Origin of the sequence: Micromonospora sp. NPDC048898 (genome assembly GCF_043198035.1) — a bacterium.
GTDB lineage: Bacteria > Actinomycetota > Actinomycetes > Mycobacteriales > Micromonosporaceae > Micromonospora.
Map to the genome: position 1 here is coordinate 1 of NZ_JBICUF010000011.1, position 14,678 is coordinate 14,678.

Sequence of the window (14,678 nt, forward strand, 5' to 3'; positions counted from 1 at the left end):
TTCGCCCCGCGGCGCGCCCGGCGCGGGGCCCCCCCGCCCGGCCCCGGCCCCCCCCCCCCCCGGCGCCGCGGGGGGGGGGGGTGGGGTGGGGGGGGGGGGGGGGGGGGGGGGGGGGGGGGGGCGTGCCGCCCCCCCCCCCCGGCAGGCTTAGGCGGCGAGCGTGCTTTCCACCTCGGACCCCGAGGGCTCGTCCACGTCCCCGATGGCGCGGGTCAACCCCTCGTCCGGTCCGTCCGCGCTGGTGCTGCTGTCGATGGCGTCCGCGTCGTCTCCGATCAGCAGATCGTCGGGCTCCGGGGTGGCGACGACGCTGAGGCCGGCGCGCTGCTTCGTGCGGTTGGCGGTGGCGTCGATGATGAGCTGTTCGACCTCGCCGACCTGGAAGCCGTTAGCGACGCACCACTGCAGCCACTTGCCGACCGTCGGATCGGGTGCCCGCCACGAGGACCGGGTGATGCCGCTTTCGTTGGCGGCGGCGATGGCCGCGAGGGAGATGACCGAGTAGCGGCCGTCGCTGACGCCCCGGGCGGGAACGCGCTTGGTGCCGGGCCGCTTGGTCTTTCCCGGCGACAGCAGGTCGTCGAGCATTTTCCGGCCGCCGTTGACCCAGGTCGCGAGGACGTAACCGGAGTCGGCCAGCATCTCCGCGATCAGCTTGGCCGTGCCCTTGGGTGGGGTCTTGGCGGTCAGGAACGTGGTCAGCCATTCGCGGCGGACCGTGTTGGCGATCTCCATGGCCTTGTTGTTCTCGATGACCCGTCGCCGTTCTGCCTTCTCCTCCTCGGTCATGGGACCGCTGCGAGTGGAGGTCACAGCGTAGGCGGGAAGGGCGTGGCCGTACTTGCGCCAGTCGGTGCAGTAGCTCGTCTCCGTCAGTCGGTCGTCGTAGGCAAGGAACAGCCGCACAGCGTGCCCGGGGCAGTCGCGGTGCGCCTCGGCGTCGACGCGGTTACCCTCGGCGTCGCGCAGCTCGGTAACCTCCTTGATCTTGGGGTCGTTGTACCGAGGGTGTTCGGACAGCAGCGTCACCCCGGCGGTGACGAGTTCGGCGCGGCGGGCCGCCTCTGCGGCGATGGCGGCACGTTTGCCGCGATAGTCCTCTACCGCGCGGGCGAACGCGAACGGACCTTCCTCGGCCTCCTGTAGCAGGCTTTCGACGCGGTCGGGGTCGTCGGCGAATTCGGCGAGCGCGGCGACCTGGGTGAGGTCGAGCCCGAGGGTGTGTGTGCGTTCGGCGGTGCGCTTGTCCAGGGTGGCGAGTTGCCGGCCGGCCTTGATTTGCTCCGGCTGGTAGCCGGTGCGCTCGGCGATGTCGTGGTCGTTCATGCCGTCGAGGGCGAGTTGTTCGATGGCTCGGGCCTGCTGGGTGGCGGTGAGTTCCGTGCGGTGGACCTGCCGGAGCATGCTGATGATCTGTTCGCGGTTGGCGGCCAGGTCTTCGCGAACGATGACCTGGATCCATTTCTGGTTCGCCTCGACGGCGGACCAGTAGCGCTGCTCGCCGTCGATGATCAGATATGGGCCGTCCTCGTCTGGTCCGAGCGGGGCGACGATGAGGGGTGAGAGCAGGCCGCGAACGCCGTCCTGGTGCAGGTTCTGCACGATGCCGGGCAGGGCCTGCGCATCGTCGCGGGCGTTGCCGGGGTTCGGCTGGATGTTCTTGACCCGGACCATGCAGTGCCGGCCGGGCAGGGCGGGGGCCTCCTGGGCCTCGTCGGTTTCGTCAACGCCTGCATCGGTAGCGGTTGCTTCGGCGGCTTCGGTGAGTGAGGCGGCCTCCTGGGCATCGTTCGGGGCCTCGGTCTCAGCCGGCGGGTCGAGCTGCGGTGCGGGCGCGGTTTCCGTAAGCACGGTTCGTGCTCCCTTCGGGTTGTGGGTGTGTTGGTTTGCCCGGTCGCGTCTGGGGTTGCCGTCCAGAGCGCGCCAGGGCTTGTGGGGGTTGTTGCTGGTAGCGGAGGTGGCGGGCTGCGCGGTGCGCTGTGGAGTTGTCAAGGAACGGTGATCGATCGGTCAGGCCGCTGTGGGTAGCGCGGTGAGGTGCGGGCGGCCGGGTGGGGACGGCATGGTGCAGCCGGTGCAGGTGCTGTCGTCCCAGCGGTGTGGGCTTGCTCCGTCGCCTGCCGGGCACGGGCGGCGTTGTAGGTCGGTGATCTCGGCGCGGTTCAAGCAGATCGGGCACAGTCCCCAATTGGCGGTCGGCGGACCGGAAATGGGGGTGTCGCAGTCAGCGCAACACCGGCCGGCCTGCCGAAGGGCGCGACCGATGATGTCCGCCGTGGAGATCGCGCGGCGGGCAGCGGCGGGGAGGCTCTTCCACGCGGCAGTTGCCTGCACGCGCTGCCAGTCATCGTCGGTTAGTGCAGGGAGGCTGGCGGGGTCTTCTGCCTGAGCGTGGAGGTATGCCTCGACCTCCGCGCGGCCGAACAGGGGGCCGGTCCATTGGAAGGTGCGGGCGAGAACGGATACGAGGTGCCGGGCGTCGGGCTCGGCGAGGTTGCGGGGTAGTGAAACGCCGTGAGGCAGCCCGATGAACAGGGGCATGGTTTCTCCATTGACGGTGGAATGACGTCACGGGGCGGCACGCGTAGGGCGTGCGCTGTCGAGAGCGCGTCCGGTGTTGGCGCGGCCCGTCGATGAGGTGCTGCGGCCGGGGGCCGGGGGCCGGGTGCCGGCGGGCGGCACCCGGCGGACCGGTCAGGCCGTGGCCGCGATCTCCATGGCACGTACGCCGACGCTCTCCATGTCGAACGCGGCATCGGGGTCGCTGAGCGTCTGCGCCGCGCTGGTGACCGCGTGCAGCATTCCCCCGGCGGTGCGGTCCCCGCCGTCGATGAAGTGGTTCAGGATCAGCCGCTGCTCATCCTCGGTGAACCGCAGCCGCTGCCCGACCACCCGAATGGTGTGGTCTGGGTCGGGGATCCGCCGACCCGCCTTCTCTTCAAGCTCCTCGATCGCCCGGCGAACGTAGCGGACGTCGAGGAAGCGGCGCACGGCGTCGCGGGCCTGCTTGCCGATGAGGCTGAGGTTTGCCTCGTGGGTGTCGTTGCTCCACCGGATCGTGCCCTCGTCCATCTTCGCGCCGAGGTGCACGGAGCGAAGCACGTCCTTGGTGATCGTGACGCCGTTGTCGCAGACCTCCACGACCATGCGCGGGGTAACGCTCATGGCACCGGAGCCGGTCTCGCTGTTGGCGAAGACGATTCCCGCGAAAACGGTCGGATTGTCCGCGCCGGTTGCCCCGGTGAAGGGACTGCGATAGTTGCGCAGCAGGGTGGGGGCGAGGGACCTGATGGCCTCGGAGTGCACGCGGACGACCATGCGCCGCTCGCTCAGGTCGCACGCGAGCTCCACCCGCAACCCGGACTCGCGGATGCCGGACAACACCGACATCAAGACATCAAGGTGATCGATGATCTTGTAACCGTCGCTGAGGAAGGCGCGCAGGACTCCGCCGCCGTTGCCGTCGGACAGGCAACGGGCGAGGTAGCGCTTCCCGCGCTGAAGATCAAGCCATCCGTTGACGTTGGCGTCGTAGAGGTGGAGAGCTTGAGTGCGGGTCTTGCGCAGGTAGGCGGTGGGGATGCCGAGCTTTTCGCCGAGTCCAGCGTCGCCGATTTCGGTGGGCAGGTAGAGCCCATCGGCGGGAGTGACGCCGGTGTCGGTGAGGATCGGTTCTGCGCCCGTGATGCGCAGATGACCGGCTTCGGCGCGCAGCATTCCAGTGCCGGCCACGATGTCGAGCTTGTGGGCCTGCTGCTGGCTGAGGATGGCAGTCAGGTCTGCCAGGCTGGCGTGGCGGGCGGTCAGAGGAATGGTGTCGAGCGTGCTAGTCACGGTGATTTCCTTCGGTCGGGAATCGTTGGCATTCGGTCGGGGGTTGCCGCCCCTCCCTCATGTATTTAATGATACATGACATGGCGTTTCGCGTCTAGTCGGAACCCTCTTCCCGAAGGGTGCTTTGGGGGGCTAGGGCATCGTTTCCGTTGACTCGGCAGCAGGCGATGGGAGGGCTTGTGAGGGGTCTGGGATGAGTTGCATCTGTGCGTGGCGAAGGGTAGCGGTTGCGGCATAGATAGCCTCAAGCACTTCGATGAGTGTGGGGTCATGAGCATCTGCGGCTAGCTCCGCCAGCTCGCCGCTGCGTATCTGGCAGAGGTCGAGGCTGCGTAGAACGTCGGACAGCCTGTTGCGGAGGTCGTGACGCCCCAGTGTCATCAACTGTGCTTTCGTGTAGGGCTCGTTTCGTACGGCCCACATGCACCAGCAGGTGAGGTCAATGGAGTCGAGGTGCTGGTGCCAGTCGGTGGGTTCTGTGTCCGGGTGAAGTGCGAGGATGAGGTCACGGCGAGTAGCGGCGTCGTAGGTGTTCTGAATGATGCCTGGCCGCTGATAGCGCTTAGTGTGGGGTTTGGGTGCAGTCGGTGCGGTGCGCCTCGGGTTGGCGGCGTGGAAACTGGATGTGCACGAGCGGCATAGGCTGCCTTTCGGATGGCCAGGGGCACGTATTTAATGATACATGGCTCTGCCATATGTGTCACTCGCGTGTGGGTGCCTTGGGGCGCTTTTCGCGCATCCGTGCGCGTTGTTGAAGATTCTTCCCGGCGGCCTGATCTTCGATCTACCATGTTCGGGGGTGAGGGGCAAGCCTGGGGTATGGGCTTGCGGCTCACCCCCGAACATGGTTGCCCCTTGGGCAGGCCGCCGGGAAGAATCGGCGCTGCTCTGATTCATCCCGGAGCCTGCCTCGCCGGCGAGGCGCCGCGGTTCAGCGGCGGGACGCTGACCCGGCGGGAGGCCATCGGCCGGAGGCCGATTCGAGCCGCAGCGACGACGAGGGCTTGCGTCCGGGCTAGTGGCGGGAAATAGGGGCGGACGCCGCTGATTGCTGCCCGGGGGACTGCCTTGCTTCGCACCCCTCGGGGAGCTGAACCTTCCCCGTCCTACTGTTGATCCACGCCTGCACCCGGCGGCGTTTCCAGTACCGGGTCATCCCCGCTCCGGGTGCTGGCTCTTCGACGTCAAAGCGGGGAAGGTAGCCATCCTCGCCGCGGTCCCACGCCGCCCTGCTGAGGCCGACGTAGTAGTCCCATGCCCCTTGGCTGATGTCGAGGATCTTCCGAAACTCGGTCGCGGAGATCAGTTCTTCTGGATCGCCGACGAGGTCGACGCAGTGAACGCGTGCTTGCCCCGCCTCGACGATCTGCGGCAGGAGGATGTCCCGGACGTGCTCCAGCTCAACGACAGAAAACCACGACTTCTTGTCCTGCTTGACCGGCGCGGGCCAACCAGAACCCTGCTCTCGCTGCTTTGGCGAGGTCTTGAGTCGGACGGTCGCCTCGGACCGGCGGGTCAGCTCGGCTGCGCCGGCAATATCGGTGTGTGGTCGGCCACCGATGTGCCGGATCTCCATGTCTGTCCCTGTCCGCGAGTGGCCAGCGGCTGGAACGGCCGGGGGAACAACGTCCGCGAACGAACGAAGTGGCAACCCCCCGGCCGCTTGAAACAACCAACGTTCCCAACCTCACGCCGCGAACGCGGTGTGAGGCCGAAGAGGTTCCGATGGTAGCAGTCGGTCGACGATCGTCATGGGAAGGACGACCTGACAGGAGGCGGCTCAGGGAGCGGATGACCAGCGCCAACCGAGACGCGGCCACTGCGCCGGAGCCCGGTTGACTCGGCCACTCTGCCGGAGTCTGGTTGGCGTGACGCACGCTAGAGCGCGACGACCTGCCTGGTTGGCCGCCATGGGGGCCTGAGTGCTAGGGCTGTCGTGGCGCCTTCGCATGGGACTGGTCGCTTCGTTGGAGGGCAGCGGTGATTCGGGGGGTGAAGTATCGTCGGTGGGACGGCGCTGCTCGTTCCCCCGTGCGAGCGGCGCTGCTCTATCGGCGCCGACTGATGGCGGCCTGACCTGCCTGAGCAGGCGGGGAACTGCAGATGTGGCCGTGTATACCCAGGCTGTGTTCCTCCGTCACCCCTCCACGTCGGCCAGAGTCTTAGCGACCAGTTCGGCGATCTGTGCCGGGTGCGCGTACCAGCAGTACAGCCCGAACGAGACAGGCGTCCAACTCTCCCCGCTTGCAGTCGGGAAGAGTAGTTGCCAGCTGCCCTCGCTGCTCAGGGACAGGTGTCGGTCCCCTCCCAACTCCCAACGGGTCTCTGAATCCAAGACGTGCACTTCGGTGACCTCGATACCACGGGATCGTAGTTGCTCGATGACCCCCACAACCAGCGTGTCCATATCGAGCGCAGGACTACGGTCATCCGGCACCGCCACCCTGTGCAAAGGCAGCCTGGCGTCTCGCAGAAGGGCTGCGGCCTTGCCGAGCTCCGCTCGGGCGGTGTCCGGTTCGCTGCCGAGTTCGCCGCGCTGGTGCGCGGTGTCGAGCCATACGCCCAGCCCCTCGGCGACGCCAGCGAGGGCATCGATGTGTTGACCCAGTGCTGCCACCACCGCTTCGACGTCGCGAGTGGTCCGCAGCGCGTACGGCTCGCGCAGCACGTCGCTCAACGTCCCGGTCTTCTCCGCCAGGTAGCGAGCACTGGCCACGGCGTACAGCGCGGTAGTGGTGCCCGGCTCGCGGTCGAGCCCTTCTAGGTGCTCGTTGTCATGCTTCTGATCTTGATGGATCTGCTCGTAGTCGTTCTCGACGCTTAGCTCGTACGCGCCGTGGTAGTGAACGGGCACTCCCGCGATGGTTTCGGTTTCGATTACGCTCATCGTCGCCCCTCCCGCACTCGCCGGCGACCGGCCGGACAGCCAGCAAGGTACGCGCTCGGGACCCAGTCTCGGCGCACCCCTTGCCCGGCGCGTTGCTTACCAGAGCAGGCACCGGCAGACAGCCTTCCGCGCGATGCGCTCAGAAACGGACTACAACAAATCTGCGATCGAAATGTGTGGCACCAGCGGTGCGCTCGCCGAGGCTGATATGCCTGCCCGTGGAACGTTCCCACGGACTGCGCCGGCATGGAGACCGATCATCGAGGGGACGGCCTACCGTAATGGACATGCATCAAGCGGAGGTGCCTGAGGGCCCGATACGTGACCTGCCGCTGCTGCGCGAGCAAGCGGGTGTTCGCGACCGTACGGTCGACGACCACATGTTCCGGGTGGGGAACTCAAGCTTCCGGCTCCAGATATTCGCCGGGAACGGTGTACGCCCGGTCGCGGTGGCGACGCAGACTCACCGCGAGGGCGCGGCTTTGATGAACGGGGCGGAGCGGTTCGTCGCGGCGGTCTGGCAGCGGCACTGCCCGGATGAACAGGATCCGCCGATCTTCATCGCGCACCAGCTGCTCGATAGCCAGGACCTTGGACTGATGCACTATGGATTCACCGCCGTTGGCCCCCACACAGTGGGTGCGCCGAGGTGGGGGCCGCGGCTGGGCGAGGCAGAGCTGTGCGTGCTTGTCGGTGGTCCGGTCGACGTGTCGCGCGGAGACGGCTACATCGAGCCAGCGCGGCCGCAGGAAGGCCGGATGCGGTACGCAGTCGCCGCAGTGCTCGGCCTTCCCCGACCCGATCTGCACGGCGACCCGCCCTGCATGCCATCCGGGGCGCCGTGGTGGCGGCGTGTCGGCCGCCAAGTGGCACCGAGGCGCCGCGTCCGCGAATGCTGCTCCTATCACGACGGCGACTGGGGTGCTGCTTCCGAGGCCGCGATCCGCGCACTGGCCCGCATCGAGGCCAGGCCCACGGACGACGGCGGCGAGGACGACCAGCTATACCGCCTGCTTGACGCGTTGCGGACGCTCAGCGACGAGCATCGCCTCGACGAGTGGACGATGGAGGCGGCGGCGAGTCTCTTCACCGATCCGATCCAGCCGCTATGGGGCGAGGGCGGTCCCTACATTAACGGGCGGCACCGCAGTCAGGCCATGCTTGACGCCGGCACACGCCGCACCGTCATCGGCATTTGGGAATACCCCGGCGATGACGCCTGAGCGCACCCGAGGGCGCCTTGCCCGACGGGCTGCCGCTTCTGGAGGCCGGGGACGAACTGGTGTTCGAGGTCTTTACCGGATCTGCCGACGCTGCCGCCTCGGATGGGTCGAGTAGCCACTCTCGCTGCCCCGCTACTAACGGCGCGGCCTCGCAGGCACCGGCCTGGCGGCGCTGCCGACCGCGCATCCCGGCTTGGCTTGGCACACTCTTGGGCAGCCTGCCGGAAGGCCGCGCGTCTGTGGGCCGCTGCCGGCCATGACGCGCCCGGCGGCTACCGACCCCGCGGCATGTGCTCGCACGTCGTAGCCGGCTGACCGAATTGCGCCGGCGGTCTTGCCCGGCTCAGTGCTGAGTCACCCTTTGGTGCCGGTCGAGGCGGCCGGGCCGTACCGGCAAACGGGCAATCGGCGAGGCCAACGCCACCCCGACCGCTCATCTGACGTCCGGCAATCGAACGCATGTACGATCCGGTGGTGGCGGAGGAGGTAGTGAGGCGGTGGTGGAACGGCGTCTGGGGACGCCTGAGTCGGCGCGATGTTTGGTTGATCCGTCAGACGCGATGGAAGGTGGTAGCTCGTACCGGAGACAGTGAAACCGGGCAGATGCTGCGCTGGACGTACGACTCGAAGGACGAGGCCGCAGCGATGGTCGATCGTCTCTTGCGCGCCCACTCTGCAGGGCGGTGGCGCGAACGGCAGGGTGGCACGCCGCCCTAGAAATCGATCCCGCCGCGAGTCAAGTGGCACCTCGTGCAGCACGGTGAGGCGGGCGGCGGCGAGGTCAGGCGCCGCCGCGCCCCACCTGCAGATGTGCCGGTGCCTTCCACCCCGCCTGCCTAGGACAGGAAGTCAATGCAGCGTTGGGGAGGTGATCAGCGTCCGGCCGTCGCGTCATACTCAGCGACAATTTCCCGAGGGATCCGGCTACTCCTTGCCTGAACATGCGCGGTGCCGGCTCGCCCTTGGAGGGAGCCGGTGTCGCGCTGTTCGAGGTTCGGCGTACCGCCGCGCGTCGCTCATTCTGCGTTCTGCCTGGGTGTGGTGGTAGCCGTGACGGCGGTAGGGAGCGGCTGCTCGCGCTCCCGGGATGCGCCTGCTTCGAGCGGCCCGCGCAGCCGTAGACGGGCTGACGGCTCAAGACCGAGTCGGCCTGACGTGTCCACGCGGACGGAGGCTCGACACACCGATGGGGCAGCAGCGCCACGGCCACCATCGACCGCAGTATGGGTCGGGTGACGATGAGCGCCTTCCCCCAGCCCGCGCAGCCCAGTTTTTTCGGCGACGACGGCCCTCTGGGGGACAGCCGCGAGCCGGTGCTCATGTCGCTGAACCCCGTTTACTACGACCTGATCTGGGCCGGCGAGAAGACCCACGAATTCCGGCGCCGGTTCCTGGCGGGCCAGTCTGTGCGCTGGTACGTCTACCTCACCGGGCCGGTGGGCCGGCTCGGCGCGGTCATCGACCTCGGGCCCGCCGTTGTGGATGCTCCGGAGCAGATCGCCGAGATCGCCGAGCGGACTCGCGCCGGTAACGGTGCCTCGGTCTTTGAGTACGTGCGGGACTTGGACCAAGCATTCGCTATCCCGATCCAGCGTGTCGCGGAGTACCCGGGAATGCCGTTGGCGCAGTTGAGGGCTGAGTTGGGTGGGTTTCATCCTCCCCAGGGATACACCAGGCTGCGCAACCATCCCGATCTGCTGAGCATCTGCGAGAAGGTCAGGGCCGGCGCACTGTGCCGCGTGATGACCGTGCCTGGTCACTAATGACCAGGTTGGCTGCGGTGAACCGCGTCGTCAGTCTGCGCAGAGCCGCCGAGGTTGAGTTGTTCCGGAGCGCGGTCGGCATCCTGCCTCTTGCGCTCGGCAGCAACGGGATCGAGCTTTGGCGGCGGGGGAGGACCTCGCACCGGCAAGCGAGGCGTTGCGCGGCCGTGCGCAGCGCATCCGCTCGTGCTGCGGCGTGAGTGCCCTGAAAGCGCACCGGCTGGCCCGGGGTCTGACGGTGGATCAGGCTGTCGCTCAGATCCGCGATCTCTACGAGAGCGTGACAGGGCAGATTGCAGGCTGAGCCGGGAGTAGCTGACCCGGTTCGAGGGTGACGATCGCCCGAGCAGCCGTTACCAGGACCTGCTCTGTCGCTACTACCTGAGCGGTCCGGTGCAGATGGGCTGGGCGGTCGACTGCTCGACCGGCGTCGATGAGCGCTTGACTGCGATGGTGCCGCCGAACACTGGCACTGCGCGGGTGCCTGGTGGTTCCCTGGAACGGGAAGCCGACACCGCCGTGCAGGAGGCCGTCATGTGGCGACGCGATCTGCTCCGCACAGCCGCCGCAGCGGGCGCGGGTGCGCTCATTCCTGCTGGCCTTGTCGATCTGATCGATCAGATCCGCGCCAGCACGGATCGGGCCCTGAACTCTGGGGGCCTGTCCGTCTCCGATTTGGACTGGTGGGAGCAGGCGGTGCGGGAGCACGGGTTCGCGTTCAAGACCCGGCCAGCCGCTGGCCTGTTGTTCGACGTGGTTGCCGACTTCGCCGAGTTGGCCGCCCACGCGCGGCAGCAGCACCCCAGCGATGTGCAGGTCCGGCTCTGTGTCCTGCTCGGTCAGCTCGCCGGCATCGCCGGGAATCTTCTGGTCGACCTCGGTGGGGTCCGGGCGGGACGGCGCTGGTTTGCCACCGCGGTGACGGCCGCCGACGAGACCAACGACCGGTCCTTGCATGCCTGGATTCTCGCCCGGCAGGCCACGGTCGGGCTCTACCTGGGGCAGCCGGCCCAGACGGCGATCACCCGGGCACGTGATGCCCAGCGTCGGGTCGGGAGGGCACGGTGTGCCGGGTCGGTGCTCGCCGCCGCCACCGAGGCTCGGGGGTTGGCGCGACTGGGAGACGCGGCTGCCGCCAGGGTCGCTCTCAAGCGTGCCCGCCTCGGTGCCGAGGAGCTGTCTGACGCAGACCGGGCGAACAGCATCTTCGGGTACCCCGAGCGGCAGCTCGGGTTCCACGTCGCGTCCACCCTGGCTTTGCTGGGGGCGCAGGGTGAGGCCGAGCGGGCGTGCCAGGACGCCTTGGCGTTGTATCCGGCCAGCGAGCATGTGCTTCCCGCGCTGATTCGTCTCGATGCTGCCGCCTGTCTGGTCCGCGACGGCGACGTGGCAGGGTTCGATCAGGCTCTGGAGACTCTTGTCGCGGTGCCCGAGGGGTATCGCACTGCGCTGGTGGTGTCTCGGGCGCGGGAACTCGCCGCCGTCTCACCCGGTGCCGGTCCCGGCGTCTGTCGTCGTGCGCGGGACTTCGGCACCGCCGTCGACGCACTCGTTTGATGATCTACCGGCGGTGCTGATGCCGCCGGCATCGGCCGTCGGTGGTGTGCCGTCTGGGGCGTGGTCGGGCAGGCCGGGGCGCGGCGTGCGAGCACAGCATCACCATCTACAGCCCCAGGAGAGCAGACGTGCACCCCGTGCGGTGGGCCCTGAGCCACCGGCGGCTCAGGGGAAGACTGACACTTTCGGCGTTCCCGGCGGGCTGAAACGCGCTCGGCCCACCTCGCGCGACAACGGAGGTGGGCCGAGCGCGTTCGTCAGGTTCAGGCGGCGGCGTGCTGGTCGAGGAACTGGATGAGCTTGAGCGGGGAGCCGTCGAAGTGATCGCGGACGCGCTGCTGGATGGCGCGGACGTCGTGGCCGGGCAGGAAGTCCCGGTCGGTGTCCTCGCCGCAGCCGCACGCGCAGGGGCGCATCAGGTACGTCTGCTCCTCAGGCAGGTCGCAGTAACCCACGGGGTTCTGCGAGCCGTTCGCGACCGGGTCAGGCTGACCGAGGTACGCCTCCCGGACCGGGTGACCGGCCGGCAAGGGCTGTCCTTCGAGGGCGCCGCGTACACCGGTCGCGGTGGTGTGCTCGCTGTAGCCGGTGATCTCGGCGACCGCACGGACGACGCCCTCACCCACGATGAGCGCGAACCGCTGACGGCTTGCCTTCTCCCGGTTCATCTTCCAGACGCCCCGGCCCGCCTCCCACGCCTCGTCTTCGGTCATGCGCGGGAAGCAACCGACGTGCGCCCTGCCGAGCGGGTCGCCCTGCACAGTCTCGTAGCCACCAAGCTTCAGCCGAATCGCCATCGCGTCTCCTATCTAACTGCACGGGAATCTCGTAGACATCATTGCATCACACAGAACCTCCCATGAAGAGTAGCTTTGATGTCTTTCTGTTGCCGGATTGCATAGTTGGTGGCCGTGCTCGTGGTCTCGGGCTAGTCAGGGTGCTCCGCCCGGGATCCGGTGTCCGGCGAGCCCTTGGAGGCGCTCGCAGAAACGGTCCATCGGCTCTCCTGCAAGCCCATCGTCTTGAGGTAGCGCCCCAGGTGCACGCCTAGATCAACTTCTTAGCGGTGTTTTTTCGCTGGAAGCTACGACCGGCCCGAGGGGCACTGCCGCCTTGGCGGGGCCCCTCGTCGCGCGGATCATGCCCAGACGTCGACCAGGGTCGTCAGGGTTACACCTGCGGGTAGGTCGTCTGCGCTTACCTCGGGGTGGTAATCCGTGTGTGCTCGCGGTGGCCGGTCCGCGGTGAGGACGTGACGGATGCGGCTGGCTAGGACGCCCGCTGACGCGACGCCCACCGCCGTGGGGTGGGTGAAGACGTACAGCCCGACGACGTCGCGGGTGCCGCCGGCTGCGCTGAGGTTCGCCGCGAACATCAACTCGATCGCCTGCCAGAGCAGCGCCAGGTCATCGGAGGTGACCCCGGTACGGGCCGCTTGGCCGGGCGAGTAGTGCAGTCGCGTCCGGTAGAGGCCGTACGGCACCGTCCACTTGATGCCCATCGCCGTCTTCTCGCCCTTGTCGACGTCCTCCTGCCGGGTTGGGGTGACCCGAGTGATCGCGTGGTCGACGGCCAACACCGGGTCGAGGCTGCGAGCGAACCCCATCTGCACCGGGCCCCGGATGCTGGTCGCTGTGTTGCCGGAGCCCTTCCCTCCGGTGAGCACCTGCCCGAACATGCGGCAGTCGAAGTAGCGCTCACACAGCGCGGCGACGGGGTCGTCGGGGCTGGCCTTGAGGACATGGCCCCATCGGGTGTTGAGGGCGTGCCCGGCCTCGACGAAGATCCCCGCGCGGGGGTCGTCGGGGCGCAGCAGCGGGACCATGTCGCGGATGCGTCGCTTGATGGCCACGTCCGTGACGATGCCCTGGCCGGTTTCGTCGTCCATGCGGGGCGAGTTGTTGTTGTCCGGGTCGCCGTTGGGGTTGCCGTCGGTGACCTCGAACAGCAGCACGGCGTCGTGCCGGAGGGTCGGGTCGAGGTGCGCGTCGGTCACTGGTCAGCTCCGTACCACTCGCCGGTCTGCTGGTCGAACCGCAGCACCGCGCCGTCGATCACGCACACGTCGCTGCGGTCGCTGGGGTCGAGTTCGGCTGTTGCCTCGTCGTCGTAGCCGTCGATCTTGCGGATCAGGTCGTCCCAGATGTTGTCGCCCTGGTAGCTGTTGAGCTGGTTGACCCAGACTCCGACGGAGACGATCCGGACCGCGACCGGGTCACGGTCGTCGGCAGCGCGCATGATCTTGGAAACGTGCTGCTGGGTACCGAGCAGTGCCGGCCCGATCAGGTCGACCTGACGCAGGCCGGTGGCGCGCAGCACCGCACCGCGCTCGGCGACGAGGGCGTGCACGATCCGGGGGCCGACGACCTCCCAGAGCCGCTGCGTGCGGGTCAGCTCGTGGTACTGGGCGATCAGGTCGGGGTGCTCGGCCGCTGCGGTCAGCACCTCGTCCAGGACAGCGCGCACCGTGGCGTCGACCTCGTGCGGTTCGACGTCGTATCCGCCGGTTGTCATGAGTCCTCCCTGGGTTTACCTGATCGGAGTCGGGCGATGGCCGTCGCGAGTAGTGACCCGGCGCCTCGCTCAAGGCGAACCATCACCCGGGCGACGCCATCCGCGAAGCGCGGGAACGGGAGAATCGGGGGTGCCTCGTCTAGGCGCTCACACCACTGCGGGGTGCGGTGCGGCCACCGGGCGCGGGCCGACCACCGGCGTCGCATCAGGTGCGACATTGCCGTGGTCGCCGTGATCGACGCGACGGCCTGCCAGGACCGGCCGCTGTAGTCGCCGTCGACCAGCAGCATGATGACCAGCGCGGGCAGCGCTGCGGTGCCGAGCACGCTGACGAGCTGGTAGCCCTCCGCGCGGTGGTACGCCTCGGACGCGAGCCGGTTCGGCTGCGGGGCGTCCATCACAGACCGCCGGCGTCGATCAGCCAGAGCTGGCCGCCGTGGGCGTGGACGTTGCCGTGCGCGTTGAGGTCCCCGGCGCCCTCCAGGAGCGGATACGGGCCGGGGACGCTGCCGTCGTCGGGCAGGTAGGGCATGGCCACGACGGTGCAGGTGAGGCTGCCGCCGTGTCCGTCGGGAATCGTGATCTCGTGCAGGGCGGCTGCCGGGGCGTGCGTGGCGCCGCCCTGGCGCAGGCCGGTCAGGGTGCGGACCTCCTGCCGGTTGGTGGTGTCGTCGCCGAGCTTGTAGACGGTGCCGGCGCGGTGGTCAACGTAGACGGTGCGCCGCGACCCCTGACCGATCTGCTCGCACCCGTCAGGCTCGAAGTCGATGAGCCCGTGGTGGTAGAAGGCGATCCGCTCGGCGGTGTCAGCGTTCCCGATCAGCGCCATGACCAGACAATACAACACCCCCTGTTGTATTACACAGCAGGGGGTGTTGTCTTCGCGCTGATCACCTCGCC

General features: G+C 68.2%; 13 protein-coding genes. 3 read left to right on the plus strand and 10 right to left on the minus strand.

From position 1 onward, the window contains the following. Window positions 1-147: 147 nt before the first annotated feature. The 5 genes from ACGFIQ_RS24900 to ACGFIQ_RS24920 form a co-directional block, all read right to left on the minus strand. Window positions 148-1,851, minus strand: a complete 1,704-nt coding sequence (locus ACGFIQ_RS24900; RefSeq protein ID WP_393247410.1) for a ParB/RepB/Spo0J family partition protein — start codon at window positions 1,849-1,851, stop codon at window positions 148-150. 159 nt (window positions 1,852-2,010) lie between these two features. Continuing rightward, window positions 2,011-2,541, minus strand: a complete 531-nt coding sequence (locus tag ACGFIQ_RS24905) for a hypothetical protein (protein ID WP_393247412.1) — start codon at window positions 2,539-2,541, stop codon at window positions 2,011-2,013. 153 nt (window positions 2,542-2,694) lie between these two features. Continuing rightward, complete coding sequence (locus ACGFIQ_RS24910) at window positions 2,695-3,834, minus strand: DUF932 domain-containing protein (protein ID WP_393247414.1); 1,140 nt, start codon at window positions 3,832-3,834, stop codon at window positions 2,695-2,697. A gap of 1,015 nt (window positions 3,835-4,849) precedes the next feature. Then, a complete protein-coding gene (locus ACGFIQ_RS24915; RefSeq protein ID WP_393247416.1) occupies window positions 4,850-5,410 on the minus strand; it encodes a hypothetical protein in 561 nt (186 codons plus the stop codon). Window positions 5,411-5,971: 561 nt separating this feature from the next. Next, window positions 5,972-6,721, minus strand: coding sequence for a hypothetical protein (locus tag ACGFIQ_RS24920; RefSeq protein WP_393247418.1), 750 nt, complete (start codon window positions 6,719-6,721; stop codon window positions 5,972-5,974). 287 nt (window positions 6,722-7,008) lie between these two features. On the opposite strand from ACGFIQ_RS24920, the gene ACGFIQ_RS24925 reads away from it, so the two are divergent. The 3 genes from ACGFIQ_RS24925 to ACGFIQ_RS24935 all read left to right on the plus strand — a co-directional run bounded on the left by ACGFIQ_RS24925 (window position 7,009) and on the right by ACGFIQ_RS24935 (window position 11,264). Then, window positions 7,009-7,944: a hypothetical protein gene (locus tag ACGFIQ_RS24925; RefSeq protein WP_393247420.1), complete on the plus strand. Its 936-nt coding sequence runs from the start codon at window positions 7,009-7,011 to the stop codon at window positions 7,942-7,944. 1,238 nt (window positions 7,945-9,182) lie between these two features. Beyond that, window positions 9,183-9,707 carry a hypothetical protein gene (locus tag ACGFIQ_RS24930; RefSeq protein ID WP_393247796.1) on the plus strand — a complete coding sequence of 175 codons (525 nt, stop codon included), beginning with the start codon at window positions 9,183-9,185 and terminating at the stop codon, window positions 9,705-9,707. Between the two features lie 480 nt (window positions 9,708-10,187). Continuing rightward, window positions 10,188-11,264: a hypothetical protein gene (locus ACGFIQ_RS24935; RefSeq protein WP_393247422.1), complete on the plus strand. Its 1,077-nt coding sequence runs from the start codon at window positions 10,188-10,190 to the stop codon at window positions 11,262-11,264. Between the two features lie 263 nt (window positions 11,265-11,527). Here the strand turns inward: ACGFIQ_RS24935 and ACGFIQ_RS24940 are convergent, their stop codons facing one another. From ACGFIQ_RS24940 to ACGFIQ_RS24960, 5 genes are all read right to left on the minus strand, one after another. Continuing rightward, the gene (locus ACGFIQ_RS24940) at window positions 11,528-12,061 is read right to left on the minus strand and encodes a hypothetical protein (protein ID WP_393247424.1); all 534 of its coding nucleotides are present in this window, start codon (window positions 12,059-12,061) and stop codon (window positions 11,528-11,530) included. Between the two features lie 341 nt (window positions 12,062-12,402). Then, the gene (gene cas7c, locus ACGFIQ_RS24945; RefSeq protein ID WP_393247426.1) at window positions 12,403-13,260 is read right to left on the minus strand and encodes a type I-C CRISPR-associated protein Cas7/Csd2; all 858 of its coding nucleotides are present in this window, start codon (window positions 13,258-13,260) and stop codon (window positions 12,403-12,405) included. Further along, on the minus strand, window positions 13,257-13,778 hold the full coding sequence (locus ACGFIQ_RS24950; protein ID WP_393247428.1) for a hypothetical protein: 522 nt from the start codon (window positions 13,776-13,778) through the stop codon (window positions 13,257-13,259). Before ACGFIQ_RS24950 ends, cas7c begins: the two co-directional genes overlap by 4 nt. Beyond that, window positions 13,775-14,176 carry a hypothetical protein gene (locus tag ACGFIQ_RS24955; protein ID WP_393247430.1) on the minus strand — a complete coding sequence of 134 codons (402 nt, stop codon included), beginning with the start codon at window positions 14,174-14,176 and terminating at the stop codon, window positions 13,775-13,777. The genes ACGFIQ_RS24950 and ACGFIQ_RS24955 overlap by 4 nt, the downstream gene beginning before the upstream one ends. Beyond that, window positions 14,176-14,607: a hypothetical protein gene (locus tag ACGFIQ_RS24960; RefSeq protein ID WP_393247432.1), complete on the minus strand. Its 432-nt coding sequence runs from the start codon at window positions 14,605-14,607 to the stop codon at window positions 14,176-14,178. Before ACGFIQ_RS24960 ends, ACGFIQ_RS24955 begins: the two co-directional genes overlap by 1 nt. Between the last annotated feature and the right edge of the window lie 71 nt (window positions 14,608-14,678).

What these genes read in the sequence shown, in the direction of transcription:
- ACGFIQ_RS24915 (WP_393247416.1), bottom strand. Translation starts at nt 5,410, where the DNA reads ATGGAGATCCGGCACATCGGTGGCCGACCACACACCGATATTGCCGGC.
- ACGFIQ_RS24940 (WP_393247424.1), bottom strand. Translation starts at nt 12,061, where the DNA reads ATGGCGATTCGGCTGAAGCTTGGTGGCTACGAGACTGTGCAGGGCGAC.
- ACGFIQ_RS24905 (WP_393247412.1), bottom strand. Translation starts at nt 2,541, where the DNA reads ATGCCCCTGTTCATCGGGCTGCCTCACGGCGTTTCACTACCCCGCAAC.
- ACGFIQ_RS24960 (WP_393247432.1), bottom strand. Translation starts at nt 14,607, where the DNA reads ATGGCGCTGATCGGGAACGCTGACACCGCCGAGCGGATCGCCTTCTAC.
- ACGFIQ_RS24920 (WP_393247418.1), bottom strand. Translation starts at nt 6,721, where the DNA reads ATGAGCGTAATCGAAACCGAAACCATCGCGGGAGTGCCCGTTCACTAC.
- ACGFIQ_RS24930 (WP_393247796.1), top strand. Translation starts at nt 9,183, where the DNA reads ATGAGCGCCTTCCCCCAGCCCGCGCAGCCCAGTTTTTTCGGCGACGAC.
- ACGFIQ_RS24925 (WP_393247420.1), top strand. Translation starts at nt 7,009, where the DNA reads ATGCATCAAGCGGAGGTGCCTGAGGGCCCGATACGTGACCTGCCGCTG.
- ACGFIQ_RS24955 (WP_393247430.1), bottom strand. Translation starts at nt 14,176, where the DNA reads ATGGACGCCCCGCAGCCGAACCGGCTCGCGTCCGAGGCGTACCACCGC.
- ACGFIQ_RS24950 (WP_393247428.1), bottom strand. Translation starts at nt 13,778, where the DNA reads ATGACAACCGGCGGATACGACGTCGAACCGCACGAGGTCGACGCCACG.